Consider the following 26,676-nt stretch of genomic DNA (forward strand, 5'->3'; position numbering starts at 1 on the left):
AAATCGGCTACATCGCTGTGTTAAAGCCTATTATTTATTGAATATTCGCTCCGATTTAACAGAAGACTCGATATCGAGATGTTTCTTAATTGATGGCTTTATTTAGCAGACGATCACCTTTACTAAATAAGCCCATAAAAACAATTAATATTCAATGATATTGAGCCATTGCGCATCAGGACCGATCGTTATATGAGGAATCTTATTTAATTCAAAAACCCTGAAAAAATCATCTATATTCTCTTTAGTAATTTCACTTAATTTATCTGTTAAATCAATCTCCGATAAAAGCATTCTTGAGTTGCCCTCTGAAGACTGGAAATCAAGATTAATTTACAAAATCATCAATGTTTACTTCAATGAACCCAAAATAAAAGCTTATTGCCCTATGTAATAATATATGTCCAAAGCTACAACGACACTAATAAGTTTTATAAATACTTTTGAATCCAGTTGAGTGTTGTCTATAAAGAAAGCATCATTGTCAGTGAGATTTTTTCTTATAGTAGAATGCACTAATGAACGCTTCTTTATAGTGAAAATTTCCTTTCCAGTCTGTTTGCTTTCGATAGAGAAATCCATTAAGTTTGATTTTACCCATACTGCATATTGGTCATTACTTTCTGAACTAATTACTGAAATGACTGGAGTGTTCTTCTTAGTTGAAAAATTCAATGTCGCCAAATGTTCATTTGATTTAGTGTACACTTTAAGGTCACTAAAGAATCCTGCCTTCTTACGAATATTTGCAATAAGTTGTCCGTCTTGGTCTAGCAAGTTCAATTCTAGTGCTTCTACAATAACTCCTTTTAAATTTATAAAAAACAAACTTAAAACTTTCAATAAACTATTACTAAAACTTATTGATTCTTTATCCGTTTCTTCTACTTTTCCAATTTCTTTTTCTTTAAGTACTATCGAATATGTTAAGTTACCTTTATGCTTAAAACTTTCAACCTTTTGTAAATAAAATTCACCAGCAGCATATGGAACTCTATCTTTTTGTTCATTGTAATTTAACTTTGTAGAATTTCTCACTTAATCTCTTCCTTTAATATTACCGTTAGTTTATTGGTGTTTGTATGGGTATTAATTGTTTCAAGAAATCTTTCCGTTATTTATTCCAACTGACTAAAGCATCTTGAACAATATATAATTTGTTCAGGACCCCAGGCTTTCAAAAGAGCCCATCCATTTGTCTTTTTCGGTGTAACAATAATTGCCATCTTCTCATCTTTTTCAACTTCTCTTCCGCAATTTTCACAAGTAAACTTATCGCCAATAATAAGTATCCATCCTCTCGATAAATTTCTTATTTAATAACTTATTAGCTTCACCTTTTAGAGACGTTTGAATAAAAAATCCGTTTCACAATTCAAATTAGCTCGAAACTGAGTCTTCAACTAACCTGACCTATTGCCTAATTCCAATTATTTCAAAACTCAACCACTTACTCAACCTTAATTTGAAAGAAAAGACGTAATTCCTTAGTGCGGAATTACGCCCGATAAATGAAGATCGTTCTTCAACGTTTGCGCTGTTATGATATTACAGAATTGCTCCGAGATTGTTGAAGATCGGTCATGAATATTAAGCTACATCTAACTTGCAGATATCCTATTATTTAATTTATTTTTTTACCGTCCTTGCTTTTAACAACAATCTGATATTCATCTCCATTTACAACTTTCTTTATCTCTTTTGAGTTAATAAATGTGTTCATCTCATCTTCAATCTCTTTTGCTAGCATTGAAGCATTAGGATTAGACTTATCAATTGAAGTGTCAACTGATAATGTATAAGGTTCTGAGTAGAATGTAAAACCAACTAATTCAACTTTAAGCTCTTTTTGACCAATTAATCCTTCTGTAAGAGTATCGATAACAGGACTCCATCTCACTTGTGCTTCTTCTCTTATAATATCAAATGTATACACTTTTATTTTAAATTCACCTGGTTCTTTTTCTTCTGCAACTTTCCTTACAATATCCTTCATCTCTTCAACTCTTGTTTCTGAGACAGGTATTTCAAGTGGTATAAACCTCTCTTTGTCATTAATTCGAACATCAGCTGATTGAACCTGATAGTTTTGCTCTTTTAGTTCACTCATGATCTTTTCGCTAAGAGCAAGACTTCTCTTCTCATAATCATCGTACTTCTTTTGCATTTCTTCTGTAATGCCATCGTCGTATGACTCTTTTTCTTCTTTAGGACCGGTTACTTCAACAGTGTATGCTCCAAGACCATGCGCTTCTAAAAAGCTATTACTTCTTTCAATAATATCTTTTTCGTATTTTTGATAATAATCTTTAGTGCCTTCTATTCCTACGTAAATGGTTTTTTCCCTAAAATCAATATTTGTTCCCTGACTAACTTTAAAGTTGTCTTCTCTTAGTTCATGGATTAGGAGATCTCCGATAGAATCGACACCGATAGAATCTTCCTTATCCATCAATTCATTTAGAAACGGTATATTAGAGATAACAGAAGCCATTGATGGTGAAACGAATGATAAACTGACAATTAAACCAAATAACAAGACTGCAGCACAGGATGCATAAATAAGCTTATAATTGATAAAAGTGGGATTATCGCGTTCCTTAATCCTTTCTTTCACTCTTTCTCTAATTCTGTTTTCTCTATCTAAAGAAAATTGCTCGTCAAATTCTTTTTTTCCTTTTTGAACTTCACGTTTCATAGTTGCCTCCTTCCAAACCACTAATTTTTTCTTTTAAAAGAAGTCTCCCCCGAGATAATCTCGTTTTAACTGTATTCCTATTCATTTTTAAAGCCAGCGCTATTTCTTCTGTATTGAAATCTTGAAAATAAAAAAGGATAATAACTTCTCGATATTTTGGCTGAAGAGACAGAACGATGTCCATCACACTTTGTCTATTCTCTTTCTCAAGAAACTCATCTTCTGAACTTTTCCTTTTAACTAGCACCTCCAAAAGATGAGAGTGAGAATGAAATAAATTATATTTTCGTTTTCTCAAAAAATCTTTTGAAGTATTTACTGTGATACGGGAAATCCAAGTTTTTATTGATGATTCTTTTCTAAATTTATGTAGGTTTTTGTAACACTTATAAAAAACTTCTTGGGCTATATCCTCGGCTAAAGAATGATCTTTCACATATGAAAAAGCTAAAATAAACACTTGCTTTGAGTGTTCTTTGATCAACAAATCAATCTCCGTTTCACTAGCTGTTTCATCGTCAAATCCTTCCCTATCAAATAATGAATCTCTATTTTTCACTTTTCAACCTCCTTTCAACTTTCATCCTTCACCTTATAGACTATACATTTATCAAAGCAGTTTCATTTTCTATAAATATTTTTAATAAAGTAATATGACTTTAATTCAAGAACTACTTTTCAAACCTCACGCAAAAAAGCTCGGAGTTCAATAACTCTGAGCTTAGCTAAAAATTGCTTGAGCTTATTTAATTTAGTTGCCTACCTAAAAGGCTTATTTTTATTTCACAATCGCTCCGATTTTACGGAACTAGAATAAAAATGATATATTAGTTTTCGTTATTCAATCCTTTAAGTCGTTGATACATAAACACGAAAGTCAATATAGTAAGTAATGAAAATAAAGATATTCCTATGACCACGAAAGTGTCATTATATAAAAGTGCACACAGAGTTGTCCAAATTATTACACCTATTACAAAAGAAGTTCTTGGATAAAAAACTTTGATTGCAACTAAATTAAATATAGTCAAAAAAAGAACTAATGTGAAACCATTGTAATACCAAAACTCGATATCCTTTATATCATAAATAAAAAAAGAGAAAAAAAACGGAAATGCCAATATAACTAACAATTTACTTCTATTATCTTTGGTCATATTAATCCCTTCTGATTCCATATAGGTAAAAGTTTGGTTTTAGTTCCAAGACTCTCAATTATGTCGAATTCAATCCTTTCATTACACTGCCCAGTTACTAGCAAAAAATAGAGCATAATCGTTTTAGAGTAAAGCTCCGAGATACTGGAAGATGGTAAATAACGATCCTTCTGCCTTAAGGTTAAGACTGTTCTTCTTTTGATAACAGTCCAACAATGAACATGACAATAGCATATATAATAATCGTAGTTATTAATAAAGTTAACGGATTAAAATGATCATGCAGAAATGGGGACAAAACTATTACTATCACCAATAGTATGACACCAGCTATTTTTTGGTTTTCCTTCTTTTTTGCAACTTCCATTTTCAATGATAACCTCCCTTTATTCCTGGGTTGCTCTTTAATAATGAAATTGCTGCAAAGACATCTTACTAAACTTTCGCTCCGATAATACGGAAGACTTGATTTCGAGATATTGAAACGGATCTTTACCTAATGCACCAGTTTGTTTTCACTATAACTAGCACTAAGTTAATCCCCCAGAAATCAGTTTTTACTGTTTTAAAGTTGGAGATGTATTAGAATTCGAAATCCCCATCCTTCATTAGCAGGACTTCAGCTCCACCTTCTTTAATTCCCTCCACATTTATGTCTTCGGTACCAAAGGTCACATTGACTAACAAAAGTGAAGTATTCAGACCCGCTGCCTTCAACTCTTTCTCAGATTGGTCATTGCCATTTTGAATGTTGGAAGGAGATGCATTTCCAATTCCAATATGACAGGAAGTATTCTCATCAAATAAGGTATTGTAAAAAAGCGTATCTGCCTGAGCAAGAGGAGATTTATTAGACACCAGGGCAATTTCACCTAGATAATGTGATCCTTCGTCTGTTTCGATGAGGTTTTGTAACACTTCCTGTCCCTTTGCAGCAAAATAGTCGGTAACCCGTCCATCATTAAAAATTAGATAAAATTCATCGATGACACTTCCCCCATAGATAAGAGGTTTGGTACCTACCAATTTGCCATTCACCTTATTTTTATGAGGAGCAGTAAATATTTCTTCCGTAGGAATATTCGGAAAGAAAGGGATTTCATCTTTATCTATGACACCCCCACCGATATAGAGATGATCTTTAGGTAGACCAACTACTAAATCAGTTCCAAGGCTATTTGTAAAATGCAGGGATTCAAATTGGCACTCGTTTAGGATCTTTTTTCGAGACTCGAAGGATCTATTGTGACTCTCCCAATCTTTTATAGGGCTTTTCCCATCTGCCCGTGACCCTTTTAAGATTAGTTTCCATAAGGATTGTAAAGCTTCTTCTTTACTTAGGTTGGGGAATACTTTCATTGCCCATTCAACACTCGGGACAGTTAGAAGACACCAGCGCACCTCGTGTGACATAATTTTCGCATTATGATCCCTCAATTTGGTACGAGAAGCTTTTTGGAAACGATTTATCTTTTCTGTAGAAACTTCCTTAAAGACCTCTAAGTTTTCAGAAATAATATGGATGTAAGCAGCACCTGCATCCTCCCATTCCTTAAAACGAGCAGCCTGCCAATCAGGAAAGTGATCGATGACAGTATCTGCTGCGTGTAAGAAAAACTCTTTGGTAGACTGTTCATCTGTCCAGTCTATAAATACATTGGACGCTCCTGCCTCGTAGGCCACCGTTTGGATTAAACGTGCAAACGTAGCATGTTGTATATCACTATGAATAATCAATAATTGATTTTTCTGCAGGTTTACACCAGCTCGCACAGCAAGTTCTGCATACTTTTTTAACTGTGCTTCACTTATAAATTCATATATTCCTTTAATCATTTACTATCTCCCCTGTGATGTTCTTGGATAACTACACAATAGGACCCTGCCACTACTTTAGCTAACCTGATTCGTTAGCATAACAAGCGATAGCCAAAGTGCAGCTATCGCTCCGAGTTTGTTTAATAATTTTTATCCAAAAGTAGTAGTAAATAGCTGCTTCCTAAAAGAAGAAATGCAATTTGAGTTAAAGCGTAAACTGTTAACTCAACTGGATTCAGCTTCCTTTCCCGTTTGATTTTCTTAAAATGAAAATAATAATAAATTGCACATATGAGCAACACAACTCCTGATACTTGAAATATAATCTCTAATATACCAATCACAAATATCACCTCTAGCCCGATTGTTGTTTGAACAGAAACTACCTTCTTAAAAATCCTGCTCTACTCGTCAATACCAATTATTTCAAAATACTTCTAATAAATCCATATTTCATTTCACAATAAGGAGCCTATCTTATTAAAGATAAGCTCCGATGATAACGGAATAAACTGTACACTACAAGAATCCTAAGATGTTCTCTTTTATTGGAACATAGAACGTAATTAATAAGGTTTTCTGTTGATAGTATATTCCTAATCAATCGAACGAATTAAACGAAGGCTTTAAAGCGAATCTGATTGTAATAATGTACTATTCTCCAAAGAATAAATAAAACACCAGAAATCGCGAAGAAAATATAATAAAAAGGTTCATATTTCAAAAAGTCATAATTTGCATATTCCCACTCAACATACCAAGTATTGTCTCCAGCGACACCTTGTCTCATCAAACCAGACTCTCCAATACCTTCACGCCCCTGAAGAAATAACTTTTTACTGGTATTATCTCCTTCTTCTTGAGTATTTTTAACAACAGCAAAATAACTAATATTATTAAAGATTTCTGAGTTCCGTTCCACCATATCTTTTAGCGCTCTTTTATCATCAGCATTTAATTCACCTTTGTTTTCATAGGTTTTTACTACGTGAGACATCAAATCAGAAGTTTCTCTGTATGTATTATCTTTCATAGTTAAACTAATTGAAACGACTAATCCAATCAACAAAATGGCAATAGCAGAACGCATTAACCATTTTGCAAATTTATTTTGATACTGAAAAATGGTTAGTAAACCTTTTGTAATTTGCTTTTCATCTCCAAACCTCTCTAGCGCAATTGAAATCGCTTCTTGCTCAGATTTTCCTTCTAACTTTAATTCCTCAACAGCCTCCACTATATGTGAGCGCATTTCTTGTTTTAAATCTTTAGCTTCTTGGCCACTTACATTGGCATAGATCGAATTTACAAATTCATCAATTTGCTTCATTTTCTTCTCCTCCTTCTAAAAATGAATCAATAATGCTTTTTACAAATTGCCATTCTTTACGTTTTTCTTGGTAACCTGCTTTACCCAGAGATGTAAGTTTATAATATTTTCTTCTTCCACCTGGACCTTGTTCATCACCCCAATACGAAGAAATCCATTTATTTTTTTCTAATCTTTTCAAAGACAGATAGAGTGTCCCCTCTTTTAATTCAAACTGCTCTTCGCTTTTTAATCTAACTTGTTTCGCTAACTCATAGCCATACATATCTCTTATACATAGTAACGATAGGATTAGGGTATCTATATGCCCTTTCAAAACTTCTTTGTTAATTTCCATCTGTTCACCTCCTATACTAATTTAAAATACATTACCTAATAATGCAAGGTATACTAATAATAAATGATTAAAAAAGAGGTAATTCCTAAATGTGGAATTACCTCTGATTAATGAAGACGATTTTCAATTTTTAAGCTGCTTTATTATTCTAGAATTGCTCCGAGATAACGGAATAAGGAGTTACTGCGCCTTGAATTGTTTGTAAATTAAAGTTACTGCTTCAATAATCTTGTTATCAGCATCTAGATTACTATTCCTATTTGGTAAATTAGTAGCTCCTAAAACAAATACATAGGGATAATTATTGAAATCACCTATTATTCCTAAATCCACTACAACATTTTCTAAACCACCAGTCATATGATTTAGATGATGTGTAGGTATACCCTCTATCTCTCCTTTTTGTCTAATTAATCCGTTGATGATTGGAGTCCATAATAAAGGATTCTTCTTGTAGTTTTGAAAAATGTTAAGCATCAAATCACATAGTTGGTCTAGTTGAGCTTGGTTTTCAGCATTCCGTGGATCCTCAGTAACCGTTATCGATGGATAATAGGTTTTTAATTGGTTGTTTACCTCTTTCCAACCTCCACAAAATTCCACAATACTCTTAGCAACATAACTATCGTGGCAAGCAATCATAACCTCAACAGCTTCCCTTAAGGGAAGAGATTCTCGTAATTGGAAATGCGGGTACAGTTCTCTACTATCTTCATTTGGATTAAAGAAAATGTCTTTAACAATGTCATCCCAATTGATTAATTCCTCTTCTACCCATTTGGTTACACAAAAACCTATTGCAACTTTTGCTGCCGATGCAAGGGGAACGATTAAGTCATTGTTAAATGCAAGTTTATGTATGTCATCTTTGGTAGAATATATTTTTATTCCTACTTCTCCAATTTCTATTTCTTTTAGCTTCTTCAAAACGTTCTCTATTTCAACTCACCCACCTTGGCTCTTTACATTCAACTCTTTAAATACTTCCAATCAGTTCAATACCAATTATTTCAAATTAGTACATATAACTCAATCTTTACTTTCAAAAAAGAAGCTTATCCTATTACAGATAAGCTCCGAGATACAGGAAGATCATTTTTTCTTCTATAAGCTAGCATAGCTTAAGAAAGTGACTTCTTTATTTCCTTCGAAAGTATAGAGCAATGACTAACTGAACTATACCTAAAAAGCCGAAGTAACTACCTATTGAAAACCCAGTGATATAAAAAGTTATGAATGAAATAACAACTGATGCCAAATTAAGCCTGAACATCAAATCCTTCTTAAATCCTTTAGCTAAACAAATTAAAAATGCGACGGAAGCTAAAAAGCTTATTCCAAAAATCAAAAACCAAATGGGCAAAACTCTTTCCCAAAAGGCAAATGGGATTATATCCCCAGACAATAAATATTTAGTCATAATAGTCACCCCTTGTTTATTAATTTAGTAACCTCATTTTTACAAGTGGACCTAATTTGACCTAATATTTTTCAAGAAAAATACAAAAGTTCATAAGGAAATAAAAACTAAAAATATTGTATTGATCTTCAACTTTCGCTCCGAGATAATTGAAAAAGCAATTATTCAATTGAATAGAGTATCTCTTCTCTTTTTACACGACTTCCATTTTTATATACCTCAAAATGTGTTGGCTTCTCAGATAATAGGGTTTGTAATACTTTGTGCTGCTCTGCTTGATTATTATTGTTTACTTGATCTTCTTGGACATATATTTTTAACACTTCTCCATCTAGTTGTAAATTAACCGTTTGGGTTGTCCCCTTTTTAACCTTTGAATAGATGGTAAATGCGTGACCAGAATGAGCATCCAAACCGTGTACATATACATCTGGCTCGATATCTTCTACAGTATACTTTTCAAATTTCATAGCTCTTCCAGTGTAGAAATCAATCATAGTAGGGTCAAATTCTCTTTCAATGACTTTAGCATTGCCCAATGCCCCACCGACTGTGGCTTGTTTTGTAATATCTTCAATCACTTGTTTATTAGTTGTTGATAAAGCCTGTGTTGAATTTTTAATATGTACCATCGAAAAAATCAAAACCAATGAGCACACTACAATACACACAGCGAGAATAGTGATTTTTTTGAAAATTATCTCCCCCCGCAATATTAAATTTTAAAATTTCCGGAGAACTATATTATCGTATAGTAACAAACTTATTAATTCCAAACTATTTTATTCCTTTATCCTATTCTCTCTACTCTTTAATACCAATTATTTCAAAACAATTCTAATAAATCCATCGTTTATTTCAAAAAAAGGAGCCTATCTTATTAAAGATAAGCTCCGATATTATGGAAGATTGCTCTTAGAATGCTAATATTCCTTTTTTTTACTTTGCCACCATTCAACGACCCTTGTTTCGCCAACCATATATAGTAATAGCCTTAACAAGGCATAACACGTTAAAAATCCACTGATAATACTAATAAAGAGCATTGTAGCAAATCCTTTTACCATTCCTACACCAAATAAGAATAGTCCAGCTGCAGCTATTAATGTTGTTAGTTGAGAATCTCCTATTGTTTTAAATGACTTATTGGACGCTTCCATCACACTTTGTTCGAAAGATTTCTCAGGCTCAATTTGTTCTTTTAGACGTTCAAATTTTATAATGGTTGCATCGACTGCAATGCCTAATCCAAGTATAAAGGCAGCTAACCCAGTTAATGTGAGAACGCCTTCTAGAAAGACAAATATCGCGATTGTTAGATAGAGATAACTAATCAGACAGAGGACCGTTAGTAGCCCTAGCCATCTATAACGCCACATCATATAAGAAGAAATGAGAACCATTCCAATAATTCCAGAGATGATGGTTTTAGTAAGTGCCACCTTTCCTAATTGACCACTCACAGACCGAGAATATACTTCCTCTAAAGGAGCTGGTAAATCACCTGTGCTAATCGTTTTTGCGACTAACTCTGCTTCTACCTTTGTAAACTCCCCCGCCAAAGCTATACTTTTGTCTGACCAATTCCCACTGACTTTGCCATCGAAAAAGATTTTAGAATTTTCTTTTGCTGCCTCTACCTTATAAGAGTCTCCTTGTTCAAAATCGAGCCAGAATGCTAAGTTGTCGTTTTCGTACTTTTGAGTAATCTTCTCGATATCAACAGAATCAGACAAATCCATAGTCACAATAGGATATTCTTCTCTAGATGATGGTTCAATATCAATAGAGTCAAAATCAGTTGATGAAAGTACTAGACTGTCCTCCGTGTCTCGCACCGTGATATTGCCCCCTATTGAGATAAAGGTTCTCATTTCCTCTTGATCTTTAACACCAGGTATTTGAACTCGAATGCGACTCTCATCTTCAATTGTAACCGTAGGTTCGCTGATACCTAATAAATTAATTCGATCATGAATTAATGAAGCCGTTTGTTTTAAGAGATCCTCATTGAGAATTTCTTGTTCCTCATAAGGATCTTGTACTTCATAAAGGATTTCAAATCCACCTTGCAAATCCAGTCCTAACTTCACTTCATTTATGAGACTCTTAAACGTAGCGAAAAACAAAGTCAAGATTAACAATATCGTTAAGGTTGTTGAAATAATCCAACTCTTTTTCAAATATAAACACCCTTATAGTAGGAAAGTTCTTTTTTCACTGGTTATGTATTATCAATATTTTTGCTACTCCATTATACCGTACTTAAAGTAATGGATTGTTAAATAACAATCCTCTGGATCTTCAATTCTCGCTCCGAGATAGCAGAAGATTGACTAACTTAAATTAGTAGGCACAAACGATGGTTAGATAAAATAAATGCTTAATCATTATCGACTTCGTCTTTGTTATCTTTTATCAATTTCACTATTCCTTTGATATTACGTATTACTTTATAATTCCCTAAAAGAGTAGCTACAAAAAATAAACTAGTTGAAATCGAATCAATAAATATTTCAAATTGACTTATAACGAAACAATAAACAAATATCCACACTTTTAAAAATCTCACAACATCCTTTCAATAAATTGTTCAACACTCGCAGAACTGAGATTGTTGAACAAATGAAGATGTAAGAAGTATACCTTTCATAAAATTCTTGGATGGCTTTGAATAATTCTGGAGAGGATTCAGCCCCTTTATAAAAACCAACTCCTTTATTTTCCTCGATCTCAATGACCATTAGCTGTCCATCTACTAAGAAAGTAAAAGTTAAACCATTCAATTCAGTGGTTTGTTCTGAAGTAAGAAGATTTTTTAGAAAAACAATCAAAGACGTAATTGATTTAACTGAAGTTTTACTTTCGTTTCACCTTATGTTGTAAACAATAATTACAATAACAAAACTCAAAGACCACAATGGGAACGAAATAAATATAAAGCGACTTAAGTAGCTGCTTAATCCATCGCTAACGAAAGGGCAAAAACAGTTACTTAAAATGATATCTAACACAATCGTACAATAAAGCTTATATATTTTGAATTCTGGCTTTCGCCTTATGTTGTTTGTGAATACAGTTGTGAAAACTAGTAGACACATGATTCCTGTTGAATGAAAAAGCATTCAAAAGAACACCCCCTAGTCATAATCAGTGCCTGCTCCCTCAGCATTTTAACGCAGCGGGAGTCAGGTACTGATCTTCTAAACACTTAGAGAGTGCCCATCCATCCTTTTTTTTCTAGCCTTTTCATTTTATAACCTACATAAGGCCTCCCAGTGCATAGGAGCGCCATTAACGTTACGAAGCTAGCCGAATCAAAAACTTCCCCTAAAGAGAATAAGTCTTCAAAGATATAGTAGCATCGAAGTCTCTTAGAATAATTACGTTGACTTCATTATTTTAACTTGATCAATTTGTAACGTTGTACCGCCCGGTGAATCTACGTAAAAACCAACATCAATCGTACCATTTGTAACCAATACATCGTCTACTTTGATTAATTGCCACTCACTATCAGGTGATAAATTAATAAATTGATCACTTCCACCATAATTAGTAACTTCTAGCCGGGCTGTGTTAGGAGTGTTGTTTTTCAAACGAACCCAAGCTTCAATTGTATATTCTCCATTATTATCAGGAACATTTACAAGTTGATGTATGCTTTGTTTATAAGCAGAACCTTGATATAAAAAAGCCCTTTGATCCCCATGGAAAGCTGTTTCAGGAGGGTTCGTTCCTATTCCTTCATCAACTCCATACGCAAGTGCTTGTCCGCTTGGGTGCCATTCTGTCCAGTTGTCATCCAGACTGATGTTCCGCTCAAAACTACCATTATCCAGAAGGTTTTTCTCCGGTATAGCATATGAATCAGATGACCATTTCACATCTAATTTATCCAAATTCACATTACCACTGTCACTTGATGTGTATTCATAAGTAACGGTGTTCAACCCTTTTGATAGTGATACTGTATCACTTGACGTTTTCCATATGTTCCAGTTCCCACCTGAGTGATCCAAGGATAGTTGACGTTGGTATTGACCGTTTGTATTCAATGATAATGTTTGTACACTTTGAGTACCATTTGCATAATCCAGATTTAAATCGTAGTTGCCTGCTTGTGGTGCAAACACGTCAAAGGTAACGGATGACCCTTCAGTTTTTAATCCATCGACAAAAAATTCTCCCGAATAGAACCAGTGATTTTGATTCAGACTGGCTCCCCCTAGTAGAGTAGATGCCTCTGCTTCATACGTTGAAATATTGTATTGAAAAGGAACCATTATGTGGTCGATATTCACTCTTCCGCTATCTCCCGCACCGTCATGATTAATGAAAGAAACAATACTTTGACCAGAGTCAAGAGGGACCGTTACTTCTAATGTCGACCAGTCATCCCAACCAGAAGTAGCAGGGAAGTCTACTTGCTGTTCATAGTCTCCGTTTACAAACAAACTCAGCGTCTGTCCTGATCCACTTCCATTCGCATAACGAACATTCACAGTATATTCACCCGGTGCTTTTGCTGTTGGATAGAAAGTGACTTTTGCTCCTGTTTGATCCAAACCATCTACAAAACCACTACCAGTAAAAGCAGGATTATTATCGTTAATAGTTGCCTGAGTAGAAACAGTGTCCCCGGATAAGGAAGCTTTCTCTGCTTCTATTATATATGCGGTTTCATTAACACTAGCATCCCCTGTAAGGTTCAAAGCCTTTGCAGTCGTAGATAAAGCAGAGACTTTCACATAGGTGACTACACCATATTCATCTTTACCTACCGTAAAGCCTTCTCCACTAGATTGTAATAAACTTTCTTTATCATTGAAGGAAGACAAGCTGTTCCCGTTTACAGTTACAGAAGTAGCCGCTTTCCCATGTACTTCTAGAATATAGTCTTCAAGTCCAGAAGTGTAAGAGCCTTCTTTTCCTTTAATTGTAACTTCGACTCCATTTTGGCCAATAGCTGTAATTTTTTGTTTCAAGAACTCACCGTCTTCATAATCATAGCTCTCACCATCATCATCATAATAAGTGAAAGATGTTTCAGTCGAAGAAGGAAATACATCTACATTCACTTGATCAATACCTTCCTGTCCTACAAAATCCATTGCCTTCTGAGAAGGAATGATCGCTCCATCTTTAACAAACAGAGGAATGTCAGTCCATTCGTTTGAATCTAGAGAATAGTTAATTGTCTTATCTCCCTCGTAAGAGATCCCTGTAAAGTAATCGATCCACTGACCTGGAGGGAGATAAATATCTTTAGACGTCAAATTCTCTTCTACTACTGGGGAAACATAGAGATAATCACCAAACATCCACCCATCGGTATAGTTTTCTACACGCTCTAATTCAGGGTACTCTTGCATAAGAGGCTTCACTAAGCCTGTACCATTTTCAAAAGCTCTTCTCTCATAAGCATACATATAGGGGATCAGTGAATACCTAAGCTTCATGACTTGTTTTGATACTTCCTCAGCAGTATTTCCGAAAAACCACGGTTGACGTTGATGATTATTGTTACCATGTACACGGAATACGGGTGAAAACGCCCCAAACTGCATCCATCTTGTGTACAATTCCGGAGATGGGTTCGTTATTTTGCCATCTTCCTGATTGAATCCACCAATATCCATTCCCCATTTAGGTTGACCATTATTAATAGAGGATAGCATTACGGATTTCTGTTCTTGCATCCCCGCTGCCCAATTGATTTTTTCTCCTTTATAAAATTGAGCCCCTATATCTCCTGACCATAGAGTCGTCGCAAACCTTTGAGTTCCAGGATAATATGTCCTGCCTGTTTGCCAGACTCTCTCTGAATCATTTGTGTAAGCTCTTTGTCCTTCATATATCGCCTGAGAAAAATGTGGGGTTGTGAAGTTGCCAAACCAGTATTCTGTACCGTTAGAAGAAACTTTATCAGTTTCATCATTCCACCATCCTACGATCCCTTTGTCAAAAGCACCCTTATAATTATCCCAAAGCCAACTTCTAGCTGCCGATTTATAAGGGTCAATGCTTCTTACTTGGACTGGAATAAAGTAATCTTGATATTCCTGGTGACCTGGGTACCAGTAACCACCGTTCTCTGCATCTTGATATTGAGTGGTCCTTTGTCCGGTTTCATTTTCTGTAACAATCCTTGGCTTTGTAATCCCAATCATATGGATACCTTTGTTATCCATTTTGGTTTTGAAATCTGTTGTACTGCTATCTGGGAAATTGTCTGTATTCCACCTGAAAGAACCGTAGTTGTCCTCACCGTAATCTTTCCAATCATAATCTAATCCATAGCTATCAATCGGTATATCTTTGGCACGATAAGTATCAACCATAGAGGTCATTTCTGATTGATCGGTATCCCATTCAAAATTCGAAAAACCTAATGACCATTTCGGCATAATGGGAGACTTTCCCGTTAAATCAGTGAACGACTTCATAATGTCGTCAGTATCACCAAGCATAATGAAGTATTCAACATCTCTTTTAGAATACCTTCTCCCTTCTTCAGGGGTACCTCCGTAATAAAATTCCAGTTTTCCGGTTGCTTCTTCTGTATAGGGATATCCGCCGTCACTATCTACTAAAAGGCCATAACCATCTGTTGACCAAAAAAACGGACCTCCTGAGTCACCTTGCTGGCCAGCATGAGCTCCGTGCTCATTGTTATTGCGAAGCAAATCTCCTCCACCCTCAAAGGCATTGTAACTTCGGATTCCATATATATTATCTGCTGCATTATGCTTAAACCGGACCCCATCGTAAAAGACTCCTCCTTCAGCGGGCTCCCAAAGTAAAGTAGTCCCATCAGATTCTTTTATCGTAACACGTGCAGGAGACTTAGAAATTTCAACTGTCATCTGATCAGTCGTAATGGTAATGGGGTTCGTTGTTGTATTTATCATCGCATTGTTGAATGTAAAGGATCGATCTGGGTCAAGAATAGGTGTATCTGGACTCACCGCCTCTCCATTAGGTCGATAATTGACTCGAAGTAAATTGTCTTTCAAAGGTTCCAAGATGAGGATGTCATCATTTGGATTTTGACCATTATCAATGGTTATCTCAAGCACTCCATTATTCACTGAGCTGTCTAATACATTTCCAAGTTCACTCGCATCTGCCTCGACTTTAATTGAAGGAGTAACGAACAACAGCAATACAACCATCGTTATGAAACCTACGAGAACATGATAACTCGTTGAAAACTTCTTTTGTGATTTCACTTTAACCTCTCTCCTCTCATAAGAGAAAAACAGGGCAAACGTTAGCTTATTCATAACATTTGCCCCAGATCCTAGTAATAGACTAGTAGATACTTAAAGAATCAAGGTTTATTCCACTATAACTCGCAGAGCCATAGCGTACCTCAATTGTATTAAAGCCTGCATTCAAATTGACGTCTATCGCTTCATTGTTCCAAGTATCCCAATCATTCGTTTTTCCTAAGAATAAATCGCTTACTTTTGTACCGTTCACGAATATCTCCCTCGAAGCATCTTCGTTCCCAGCAGCATATTTGAGATCAAGGGTATACATTTCACTCGTCGAGGCCTCGACTTCAAATTTGACAGAATCACCAGACTGAGCGAATTCATCTACAAAGCCTGTTCCTGAGTAGCCGCTATGGTTTGTGTTGGTTGAAACTCCATTCAATTCAGCATATTCCGCTTCATATCCTGGCTTTTTCACACCGCTCAACACGACTTCTTGATTTCCAGCATTTTGATTCAATCTTACGTATAATAGTCTTTGCTCAGCGTCATAGTACCAACCAGAGTTGCTGGAAGTGAACTGGGATAAGCTCGAATATTCGGTCATTGATACGCTATTATTTGTAACGGTTTGAGGTTTTGATGTGAACACTTGAAGGGCCGTTTGTGTATTCGTTGTCGGAACATCGATCGTTATAGTCCCCTGATCATACTTTTCATCGGATACAACTTCCTTCACACTGCCCCCGATATCGTCAAACCAATCATAAGAGGTAATATCTTTAGGATAGATTCTAAATGTTAGCTGGTTATAATCGTCTAGATCGCTATCAATGGATCCTCCTAATACGTATGAATCATTAAAGTTCATCGGTAAAATACTTCCACTTTTCACAAATACCGGTAGATCATCCACACCAGCATAGTAGTTGATGGTTTGGTTTCCAGGTCGTTGTGCGCCGTAGAAGAAATCAATCCATTCTCCTTCAGGTAGGTACAAGTCCCGTGACTGGGCTCCTTGCTCTACAATAGGAGAAACGAGAAGGTTATCTCCAAACAAATATTGTGTTGAGATATCGTGTGTATTAGAATCTTCAGGATATTCGATACCCAAGGACTTCATGAGGGGAACACCCTGATCACTGGATTTCTTAGCTTCACTATAAATGTAAGGAAGAAGGTTCATCCTCATGTTCGTGTACTCACGGAACGTATCAATGACCGTGGAATCGCCTGTGCGATCAGCTACATTCCAAGGAGAACGTTCTTCGCTTACTGATGGGTTAGCTTTTTCAGAGTGGAATTGCATAATCGGAGAAAATGCCGACATCGTTGTAGATCGCTTATATAGTTCTGCAGTTGGAAAGCTTCCAGTAAAACCAGCTAAATCCCAACTCCAAAACGGAATCCCAGATGCGTTAGCAGAGAGTCCTGCTCTTATGGCTTCACGGTATGCAGAGAATGTGGATGTCTGATCGCCCGCCCAAAAAATTCCATGTTCTTGAGCCCCTGTAGTTCCTGCTCGACTAAATGTAAGAGCATCTGATTGTTTAGACTTAGCAAATTCACTATAAGCTTCTACATATTCATTTGGGTACTGATTTCTCATTTCATCCCCAGTTTTACCATTTTCAAATGAAACGTCTCTTCCCCATACCATCTCGCCGCCATCCGTTTTGAACCCATCTATTCCGATGTCATCAAACAAATAGCTACGCTTGGACATCCACCAATCTGTTGCTTGCTGATTCGTGAAATCCAAAAGGAGACTGTTTCCAAACCATTTATTCTCTGGAACGCGATAAGGACTTCCATCCCCATTTTCTACAGCGTATCCTTGATTGATCATATAGGATTCATCGTTGTCTTTCTGTTCATAGTCATAATCCGTATATTTCAAAACAGGGATTTGCCACATCAATACTCGAATGTCGTTCGCATGGGCGTTATCGACCATTCCTTTAGGGTCTGACCACTTTCCACCAAAAGTATAGTCTTCGTAACCTAGTGACTGACCTCCTGATACAGGGGTGTATTGAGCATCGTTAAAAGCATAGAAGGTATGCTCGTCACTCCATTGTTCTAAAACCATTGCTGTCGCTGGAATGTCATAATTAGACGCTTGAGCAACCGCATTATCCACTTCTGATTGGCGGTCCCACTCATTAGCTGACATCCATAGACCAAAGGCCCACTTCGGTAACATCTCAGGTTTTGCTGTAACGTCCGTGTAGTTGGCTATCACATCCGGAAGATCAGTTCCGTGAATGAAGTAATAATCCAACATGGATCCGCTACTTCCACCTGTATCCGTTGTGAAACTGTACATGTCTTGTTTCTCGGTTGCTAATTTGAATTTGGAATAGTGAGTAGAATTAACAAGCACCCCATAACCATTCGTGTTCAAGAAGAATGGGACGGCTAAGTAAGTACGCTCACCTTGATTACGGTATTGGTTGTAAACATAAGTATCTACTTCTGTTCCACGCTTACCTATTTGGTTATAACGTTCTCCAAAACCAAAGAACTCCTCGTTTGTTGGTGTATAAAAATGGTTCTCAACTTTATCAATCGTACTGCTACCATCTGTTAACCAACCTGCTGTGCGGTTTTGAGCAGGATTATATTCCTCGGTAATTAACGTTTGCCCATCCTCTTCGTATACACTCATTTTATAAGGGTCTTTTTGAATTTTGACTTGCAGTTCTGAAGTACTAACGACGATTTCATTTGAACTTTCATTAACTGTATAGTTACTTAATCCACCTTCATAGGTCCCTGTACTATTCGGACTCATTTGAACACGAAAAACATCATCAGCGGCGAAAGACAAACTCATTTCTGGTGTGAAGTTCCCGTTTGTAGATGAACCCGAGAACTCTACACGGTCCGTATTGTCCGTAAAGCTATTAATAGAGGTAAGGTTCTCCCAATCTGTAACTGTAAAATCGAATGAACCTATCGTTTTTTCATTTGCCCCATCTTTGTTTGCATGAACGGTATATTCAACATCATCTCCTTGATTGAGAGAGCCTAGATTAACTTCCCAATAGGTGTTGTTTCCATCATTGTATTTAAACTCACCGTTGATAACTGGTTGTTGTACACCATTCTTCGTCCAAGTAATCCAAGTCGATTGTCCAGGTTCAACAGGCCAAGTTGCTATTTTGATTGAAACGTCTTGTCCGGCAACAGGATCTTTTGGACTTCTTTCAGTCGGCTTAACGTCGTAGAGCCCATCAATGCCATACGGATCATGGTAGACTCCGTCTATAGCGTAGCCTGTGGTTGAGGTGAAAATAAAAGTGAAGAAAAGCGAAAAGATCACAACAAGAAATTTCTTGCCTAAATGTTTAATAGAAATTACCTCCTGTTTATGTTAGTTAGCCCGAATTAATACACTTTCACTTCCTTTCATGAAACGGGCTCTATTAATAAACCTTATACACAGTTCCTTCGAAGGGTCGCAAAACCTCAATCTCCCCAGAACCAGCCTCATTAGATATCACTACAGAAGCCCCCTGAATCCGCTCCACAACATCCGAATCCACTTTCACCTCATCACCTGAGAAATTGCACATAATAATAAGTGATTCCTGTTCCCCTTTTCGCTCATAAGCAAAAACCTTCTCCGACTCTCTCATTATGAGTTGGAAAGAGCCTTCCGATATAACATCCATGTCTTTTCGAAGCTGTATGAGTTGTTGATAATAGTAGAAAACAGACGTTGAATCTTTTAAGGATTCCTCAGCATTGATCGTCAGATGATTTTCGTTCACTTGAAGCCAAGGGGTACCTGTTGTAAACCCTGCATGTGGCGAGTCGTCCCACTGCATCGGCGTTCTGGCATTATCACGGCCTTTTGTATAGATCGCGTTCATGATTCGATCGGTAGACCAGCCCAGTTCTTGTTTTTCTTTGAACATGTTCAAGGTTTCAATATCCTGATAACCTTCCAACTGATCAAACCGAACATTTGTCATACCTAACTCTTCCCCTTGGTAGATGTAAGGTGTCCCTTGCATCATGTGCAGGCAGGTGGCGAGCATTTTTGCAGATTTCTCCCTATATTCCTGGTCATTTCCGAAGCGGGAGACGATACGGGGCTGATCATGGTTGTTCCAATACAAACTGTTCCAACCGATACCGTAGAGGGCCGTCTGCCACTTTTCAAAATTCTCCTTCAGATCACGGAGGTCAAGCGGCTTTAGATTCCACTTGTCGCCCCCCTGTTCGTCCAGTGACATGTGCTCGAACGTAAAGATCATATCCAGTTCTTCGTTCTCTGGATCCGTGTACGCTTTTGCATCATCAGGTGCCGCTCCTGGCATTTCCCCAACGGTCATGACATCGCGGCCTTTCAATACTTCTCGGTGCATCTCTTTTATAAATTCATGGATTCTAGGGCCATTCAGGAAATATGGGCCTGGATCTCCATACTTGTCCCCTTCTTTGACTTCCCCATTTGAGAAAGGATAGTGCTTGGAAATGAAATTGATGACGTCCATACGGAATCCATCTATCCCTTTATCCATCCAGTAGTTCATCATGTCATAGATGTCGGTGCGGAGCTCTTGGTTCTCCCAGTTCAAGTCAGGTTGTTTTTCTGCAAACAGATGCAAATAGTACTGATCAGTGGTGTTTTCATATCTCCAAGCCGACCCGCTGAAAATGGATCCCCAATTCGTTGGCGGTTCTCCATTTGCTTTTCCATCTCGCCAAATATAATAGTCACGGTACTTATTGTTTTTGCTATTCTTTGATTCCACGAACCACGGATGTTCATCAGAGGTATGGTTCACCACAAGATCCATCACAATCTTGATTCCCCTCTTATGGGATTCCTCCAACAACTTCTCCATATCTTCCATCGAACCGAATAATTCATCAATAATCCTATAATTTCGTATATCATATCCATTGTCTTCTTGAGGCGAATCATAGACTGGGGAAAGCCAGATCACATCGATTCCGAGTTTATTCAGATAATCGAGTTTCTCAATAATACCGGGAATGTCCCCCACTCCATTTCCTGTCGTATCATTAAAGCTCTTTGGGTAAATCTGATAGATCGTACTTTTCTTCCACCATGCGTTTGTCATTATCATCATCCTTTTTTGATTGTCATTTCCGTCCTTAGCCGATTACTATCTTAGTAGATAACACGTGTTTTTTTATCCGTACCAACAACTTCTATTTTTAATGGTTCTAAGTCCGTATACACATATACAACAACTTCATCCTCCCCTACTTCTACGTTCAACTCGACGTCATGACCGAGATGATCTGTAAGCGTCTTTTGGAATGATGCCTCACAATAGATTCGACATAAGGGCTGTTTGTATGAAGTTAGATCATTACCTACGGGACTTCCTAGTTCTCCTGATTCACTGACATTTAATAGAAGCGCACTATTCATGCGGACGAACACTGGAATCTCTTCTACTCCAGCAGTACACGTTATATAAGTGGGACCTTCCAGCACTTCGCTTGTCCACAAGTGCATCCATTTTCCTTCAGGAAGATATACATTTCGTTCGATTTCTCCTTCATCAATGACAGGCGCCACAAGTAATGACTCGCCGAATAAGTATTCATCGTAGATTCCTGTTACCCGCTCATCCTCAGGAAAATCAAGCATGAGCGCTCTCATCAATGGTTCTCCTGTGTTACACGCTTTGAGCGACTCCTGATAGAGATAAGGTATTAGATTCATACGCACATTGGCAAAGAAGCGGTACACATCGATCACTTGATCCTCTCCAGTCCGAGAGGCAATATTCCAAGGCGTCCTGTCCTGACTGAACTCTGCTTTGCTCTCTGCATGATACTGCATAATCGGGCAAAAGGCAGCCATGGACGAAGACCGCATAAATAGCTCTGCAGAAGGAATGTCTCCATTAAATCCAGCTAGATCCCACCCCCAAAACACAACGCCTGCAAGACCCGCGTTCAACCCAGCGATCAGTGACCTTTTAAACGCATCGAAGGTAGACCGTTCATCCCCTGCCCAGTGCGCGGGGAATTGCTGTGCCCCGGTGTAACCAGCACGACTAAATGTGATGCCATCATTTTGCTGGGCGAAATCATAATAAGCTCCGATATAATCATTTGGATACTGGTTCCGCATTTCACTTCCCGTCTGTCCATTCGCGAATTTTAGATTTTTCCCGAACACGAACTCGCCGCCATCCGTTTTAAAACCATCCACTCCAATGTCCAACAGGTACTGGCGCTTGTGAAACCACCATTTTCGTCCTTCTGGATGACTGAAATCCATAATCAGACTATTCGTGAACCAGTTCTCAGGAATTCGATAAGGATTTCCATCTTCTTTTTGTACGACGTACCCATTCTCAATCATGTAGGCTTCGTCCTGGTCCTTTAATGGATGGTTTTGTTTGTTTAAGTATTTTTGAATCGGTATCTGCCATAGAACGAGTTTTAAGTTCTCATCATGGATGTGATCGACCATCCCTTTAGGATCCGGCCAGCGTCCCCATGACGGGAAGTCCATCTCTTCATAACCGTGAACATGTCCGGGTTCTTTCAACTCATAAGTCGCGTCATTGAACATATAGTATGTCGCTTCATCGCTCCATTGTTCCAATACAATTACCGTAGCTGGAATTTTATGATCGTTCGTCGCTTTGATTTCATCCTCTACAACCGACTGACGATCCCAGTTATTACTCGACATCCATGGCCCTAGCGCCCAAGTCGGAACCATCTCAGGCTTGGCTGTTCCTTTCGTAAAAGCTTGAACTTGCTCCCTGTAGTCCCCGAAGTAAAAATGAACCGTTGTTTCCTGTACGTTTTCATTTTGTTCAATCAGCCATGTGCATTGATCTTGTAACGAGGAGGCCAAATCAAACTTTGTGTACATCATTGTATCGACATGACAGCCATACCCTTTATTGGTCATATAGAAAGGGATGGGAATGTACGTCCGTGTTCCCTGATCTCTGTATTGGTTGTACACATAACAATCGATAATTTCCCCGCGCTGTTCGATTGCATTATAGCGTTCTCCAAACCCATAGAATTGCTCTTCTTTAGGAGAGTACCAATGCAGCTGAAATTCACGTATCGTTCCAGCTAGATCCTCTTTCCACTCAAGCGGCGGAAACAATGGGTGAGACCGGAGCAGTTCCTCGTCTTGATGGAAAAGAATGATTTCCTTTGAATCGGACGGCACATGTAGACGGTAATCTCCCGCAGAAATCGATGCACCCTTTTTAGAAACGTGCGGAGGCTTCTTCCCTGCTTTGGAACGAAGGGTCATGTCCATACCTTTTTCACTGATTTCAATTGTCAGCCTATGTCCTTCTCCGAACCCCAACTCTAGTGCTTGTTCTGTTGCTTCCACTATTGAAAAAGCATCAACGGATTCCTTTTTTCTAGTCGAGAGAGAATATGTATCAGAATAAAGCTCTTCTCCCTTTTCAAATGTAACGTGAAAAACGTAGGAATAGGTTCCATGATCGGGCAGAGGAGGGCGTTTTCCTTCATAGATGGTCGCTTCCCCTTTTTTCTTCGGTTGTAGATGAACAAAGTCTTTCCACGTAATGGATTCATTTTCCACATGAGCATCTACATGTAGAATTTTCTTTTCACTAATGACCTGACAAGCGAAGTGCACATAGTCTTCTGTGGTAGGATAATGCGGGTGTCTTTCCGTTAATTGTGGCAAGTAGACATTTTCATTACCAAGAGGATCATGAATGACCTTTTCGCCTTCTTTATTCTGAGAAGCGTAATAGTCGAATAGTGAGAGAATGACATCACCAAGTTGATCCTCTTTAGTATGATTTCTTGTTAAGTGTGCATAATACAAAGCTTTTTCTTGGTCGTATTTCTCGAGGTAATAGAGGGCCATCATCGCTGTTGCAGCTTTGGACGTTTTTTCAGCTCCACGGAAAGGAAGCATCCCCTCTTCTTCTTCCAAGTCCAGAACCATCTTCTTCGTTGCTTCCACCATAATCAGGTCTTCTGGAGAGAACAATCCGTAAGGCATAACGGCAAGTGTTTGATCGACAGAGATCCCCCTGTTTTCCATTCCATTCAAAGCGGTGCCACCAGAGAGCAGTTCGTTAAATACAAAATCACGTATTTCTGTCATAGTCTGCTGTACTTCTGTTTGTTGCCGGGTATTCTTCGTTTCCGCTAACGCGGCATAAGCCATGGAAACGTGAGAAAGATAGATGTCACCATCGTTTCCCCATATATCAGAGTGAGGCTGATTCCATTGTTCCGCTATATATGTGATGAACGGCTGATCATCAATAGAAGTCAATTCCTTATCATCTGGCGTCAGACCAACTTGTTTCTGCAACAACCACAGCCATGTAGCAATGGTGTGAAAATGATCCACTTCCAAAGTTGGCTGGTACTCTTTGATGGTTTTTTTGACGTCGGAGTGATTCTCTTTCAGTTGGTCTACATGAGCACGAAGTAGAGATAGATAAGCCTGATCCACTTTTACCACCCTTTCATGAAGAAGGATATATATGGAGACCCCCACATATATCCTTCATGTCCTACTATCATTAGTTTAAGATATTCTCATACTCTGATTGAAGCGTCTTCAAGACATCTTCTGCTGATTTGCTACCATTTAGTGCTTTTTCGAATTCTTGGTTGGTAACATCATTGATCTGGCTCCAGTTTTCAACAACCGGAGGCAACACAAGAGAGTCCAAGGCATTAAAGACCGCTTCACGGTTTTGTGGAGGGGACTGATCAAGGTATGGTTGAAGTACTTCTTCATCCGTCACAGCCGGAAGCTCCCAAGAGTTCTCAACACGAAGCTCCGCCACTTGTTCACTTGCACTCATGAATCGTGCAAACTTATAAGCCGCTTCCTGTTTGTCTGTATCAGCCGAAACAGCAAGACCATTAGCAAAGAAATGATGCGCTTTTTGCGAATTGCCCGCTTCTAACGCAACGTCCCATTCAAAGGAAGCTTCTTTGAATACATCAAACATCCAGATCCCTGTGTGGACGATTCCAAGCTGACCATTCAAGAACAAATCTGCTGGAGCTTGACCGGACATTTCACCAGGTGATGGCGTAACTCCTGATTCCGTCACTTTATCGACCATATATTTCAGGGCTTCTAGGTTTTCTTGCGTATCGACTGTAGGATTACCGCTGTCATCGAATAATTGACCACCATTTTGAGCCGCAATCTTAAAGAACTCATTCATCGTTGTCGGAGCATACGTACCCCAAACGTTGTTTTCTTCATTCGTGATCTTTTCTGCAGCCGCTAGTTCATCTTCCCACGTCCAGTCGGCTGTTGGATATTCTACGCCCGCTTCATCAAACAATTCCTTGTTATAGAACGTTAGAACGTTGGAGAAACTCTCGACCATTCCATACTGTTTTCCATCATACTGATAAGCTTCGAACGCTTCTTGATTTAATTGAGAAGGATCGAATTCGTCGTCCTCTTCAATAAAACTGGAAAGGTCGGCTAACGTTCCCTTTGAAGCGTATTGAACAAAATTCTCATAGTTCAATTCAAAAACATCTGGAGCATTACCCCCGGCCAAACGGGTTTGTAGTTTAGTAAAGTAATCATCGTAAGCTGCCAATTCCGTGTTCACTTTGATATTCGGATTTTCTTCTTCAAAAGCCGTGACAATATCAGCCAGGACATCCTCATAGTTAGGAGTAGCTGAGAAACTGTAATAGGTGATTTCGGTTGTACCTTCTTCACCATCACTGCTTTCATTTCCTTCACCACTCGACTCAAAAGAACAACCAATCAATCCAACACTAGCCAGTAGAAAAAACAAAGATAAAACCCAGATTTTTTTCATGTACTCTTCTCCCCTTTGATAGAATAGAATTTATTCTTTCATTCCGCTCATCGTCATACCTTGGATAAAGTATTTTTGAGCAAAAAGATAGACGATTAATATCGGTAAAACACTAATGACAACGCCAGCCATCATCAATCCCCAATCGGTTCCCCACCGACCTTGCAACAAAGAAAGGCCTAACGGCAATGTGGCTAATTCCTTATTGCTGATGACAATCAGCGGCCATAGAAAGTTGTTCCATGACTGCATGAAAGTGAAGATTCCAAGCGCAGCCAGCATCGGTTTGATCAATGGAAGACAAACGCGATAAAATACTTGAAAATGATTAGCTCCATCCATGAAAGCTGCTTCCTCAAGTTCCCTTGGAATACTCAACATCGCCTGTCTCATAAGAAATGTTCCGAAAACAGCAAACATTGTAGGTATAATAAGGCCTGGATAAGAATCCAGCCAGCCAAACTGCTTAATCAAAATAAACTGAGGAATCATCGTAACCTGGGTTGGTACCATCATTGTGGCGAGGTATAGCAAGAATAATTTATCCCTGCCTCGGAATTGCATTCTTGCAAAGGCATATGCCGCCATCGAACTGAAAATCATTTGCCCGATTGTAGTCAAGACCGCAACCACAACAGAGTTCCAAAGAAAGCGTACCATCGGAAACTGTTGAGTGACCTGCTCATAATTTTGAGTTGTCGGTTGATTCGGAACGAGTTCAGGAGGCAGTACCATCGTGGCTCCATCTGGCTTCAGGGATGTAGAAACCATCCAGAGAAACGGCACCAACATAATGAAAGCGCCTCCGATTAACAATAAGTAAAAAAGGACTTTTTTCATAATCGGGCGTCTCTTCGAACTTTCTG

The 26,676-nt window shown here is 38.1% G+C and carries 17 protein-coding genes; all 17 read right to left on the reverse strand.

Annotation, left to right across the window (positions count from 1 at the left end; translation table 11 throughout):
* Positions 1-378: 378 nt before the first annotated feature.
* A complete protein-coding gene (locus ATG70_RS08470) occupies positions 379-1,038 on the reverse strand; it encodes a hypothetical protein (protein ID WP_098443889.1) in 660 nt (219 codons plus the stop codon).
* Positions 1,039-1,624: 586 nt separating this feature from the next.
* Positions 1,625-2,698 carry a DUF4030 domain-containing protein gene (locus tag ATG70_RS08475; protein ID WP_098443890.1) on the reverse strand — a complete coding sequence of 358 codons (1,074 nt, stop codon included), beginning with the start codon at positions 2,696-2,698 and terminating at the stop codon, positions 1,625-1,627.
* Positions 2,688-3,257, reverse strand: coding sequence for a sigma-70 family RNA polymerase sigma factor (locus ATG70_RS08480; RefSeq protein WP_098443891.1), 570 nt, complete (start codon positions 3,255-3,257; stop codon positions 2,688-2,690). The genes ATG70_RS08475 and ATG70_RS08480 overlap by 11 nt, the downstream gene beginning before the upstream one ends.
* 779 nt (positions 3,258-4,036) lie before the next feature.
* On the reverse strand, positions 4,037-4,228 hold the full coding sequence (locus ATG70_RS08490) for a hypothetical protein (RefSeq protein WP_098443893.1): 192 nt from the start codon (positions 4,226-4,228) through the stop codon (positions 4,037-4,039).
* 209 nt (positions 4,229-4,437) lie between these two features.
* On the reverse strand, positions 4,438-5,691 hold the full coding sequence (locus ATG70_RS08495) for an aminopeptidase (RefSeq protein WP_098443894.1): 1,254 nt from the start codon (positions 5,689-5,691) through the stop codon (positions 4,438-4,440).
* A 595-nt stretch (positions 5,692-6,286) separates the two neighbouring features.
* Positions 6,287-7,003, reverse strand: a complete 717-nt coding sequence (locus ATG70_RS22465; RefSeq protein WP_179886226.1) for a permease prefix domain 1-containing protein — start codon at positions 7,001-7,003, stop codon at positions 6,287-6,289.
* Entirely contained in the window at positions 6,990-7,340 is a 351-nt protein-coding gene (locus ATG70_RS08510) for a PadR family transcriptional regulator (RefSeq protein ID WP_098443896.1), read from the reverse strand. Before ATG70_RS08510 ends, ATG70_RS22465 begins: the two co-directional genes overlap by 14 nt.
* A 180-nt stretch (positions 7,341-7,520) precedes the next feature.
* Positions 7,521-8,279, reverse strand: a complete 759-nt coding sequence (locus tag ATG70_RS08515) for a serine hydrolase (protein ID WP_098443897.1) — start codon at positions 8,277-8,279, stop codon at positions 7,521-7,523.
* 199 nt (positions 8,280-8,478) lie between these two features.
* Positions 8,479-8,760, reverse strand: a complete 282-nt coding sequence (locus ATG70_RS08520; RefSeq protein WP_098443898.1) for a hypothetical protein — start codon at positions 8,758-8,760, stop codon at positions 8,479-8,481.
* Positions 8,761-8,921: 161 nt separating this feature from the next.
* Positions 8,922-9,392 (reverse strand): hypothetical protein, encoded by a 471-nt coding sequence (locus ATG70_RS08525; RefSeq protein ID WP_142329566.1) that lies wholly within the window; start codon positions 9,390-9,392, stop codon positions 8,922-8,924.
* 291 nt (positions 9,393-9,683) lie between these two features.
* Positions 9,684-10,943 carry a protein translocase subunit SecD gene (secD, locus tag ATG70_RS08530; RefSeq protein ID WP_098443900.1) on the reverse strand — a complete coding sequence of 420 codons (1,260 nt, stop codon included), beginning with the start codon at positions 10,941-10,943 and terminating at the stop codon, positions 9,684-9,686.
* Between the two features lie 1,200 nt (positions 10,944-12,143).
* Complete coding sequence (locus tag ATG70_RS08540) at positions 12,144-16,049, reverse strand: TIM-barrel domain-containing protein (RefSeq protein WP_098443902.1); 3,906 nt, start codon at positions 16,047-16,049, stop codon at positions 12,144-12,146.
* A 28-nt stretch (positions 16,050-16,077) separates the two neighbouring features.
* A complete protein-coding gene (locus ATG70_RS08545; RefSeq protein WP_218925489.1) occupies positions 16,078-19,311 on the reverse strand; it encodes a TIM-barrel domain-containing protein in 3,234 nt (1,077 codons plus the stop codon).
* A gap of 103 nt (positions 19,312-19,414) precedes the next feature.
* Positions 19,415-21,085, reverse strand: a complete 1,671-nt coding sequence (locus ATG70_RS08550) for a glycoside hydrolase family 13 protein (protein ID WP_257147648.1) — start codon at positions 21,083-21,085, stop codon at positions 19,415-19,417.
* A 50-nt stretch (positions 21,086-21,135) separates the two neighbouring features.
* Positions 21,136-24,462 (reverse strand): glycoside hydrolase family 31 protein, encoded by a 3,327-nt coding sequence (locus ATG70_RS08555; RefSeq protein WP_098443904.1) that lies wholly within the window; start codon positions 24,460-24,462, stop codon positions 21,136-21,138.
* 70 nt (positions 24,463-24,532) lie between these two features.
* Complete coding sequence (locus ATG70_RS08560; protein ID WP_098443905.1) at positions 24,533-25,810, reverse strand: ABC transporter substrate-binding protein; 1,278 nt, start codon at positions 25,808-25,810, stop codon at positions 24,533-24,535.
* 30 nt (positions 25,811-25,840) lie between these two features.
* Complete coding sequence (locus ATG70_RS08565) at positions 25,841-26,650, reverse strand: carbohydrate ABC transporter permease (RefSeq protein ID WP_098445765.1); 810 nt, start codon at positions 26,648-26,650, stop codon at positions 25,841-25,843.
* Positions 26,651-26,676: the final 26 nt, after the last annotated feature.

It is taken from the genome of Bacillus sp. es.036 (genome assembly GCF_002563635.1).
Lineage (GTDB): Bacteria > Bacillota > Bacilli > Bacillales > Guptibacillaceae > Guptibacillus.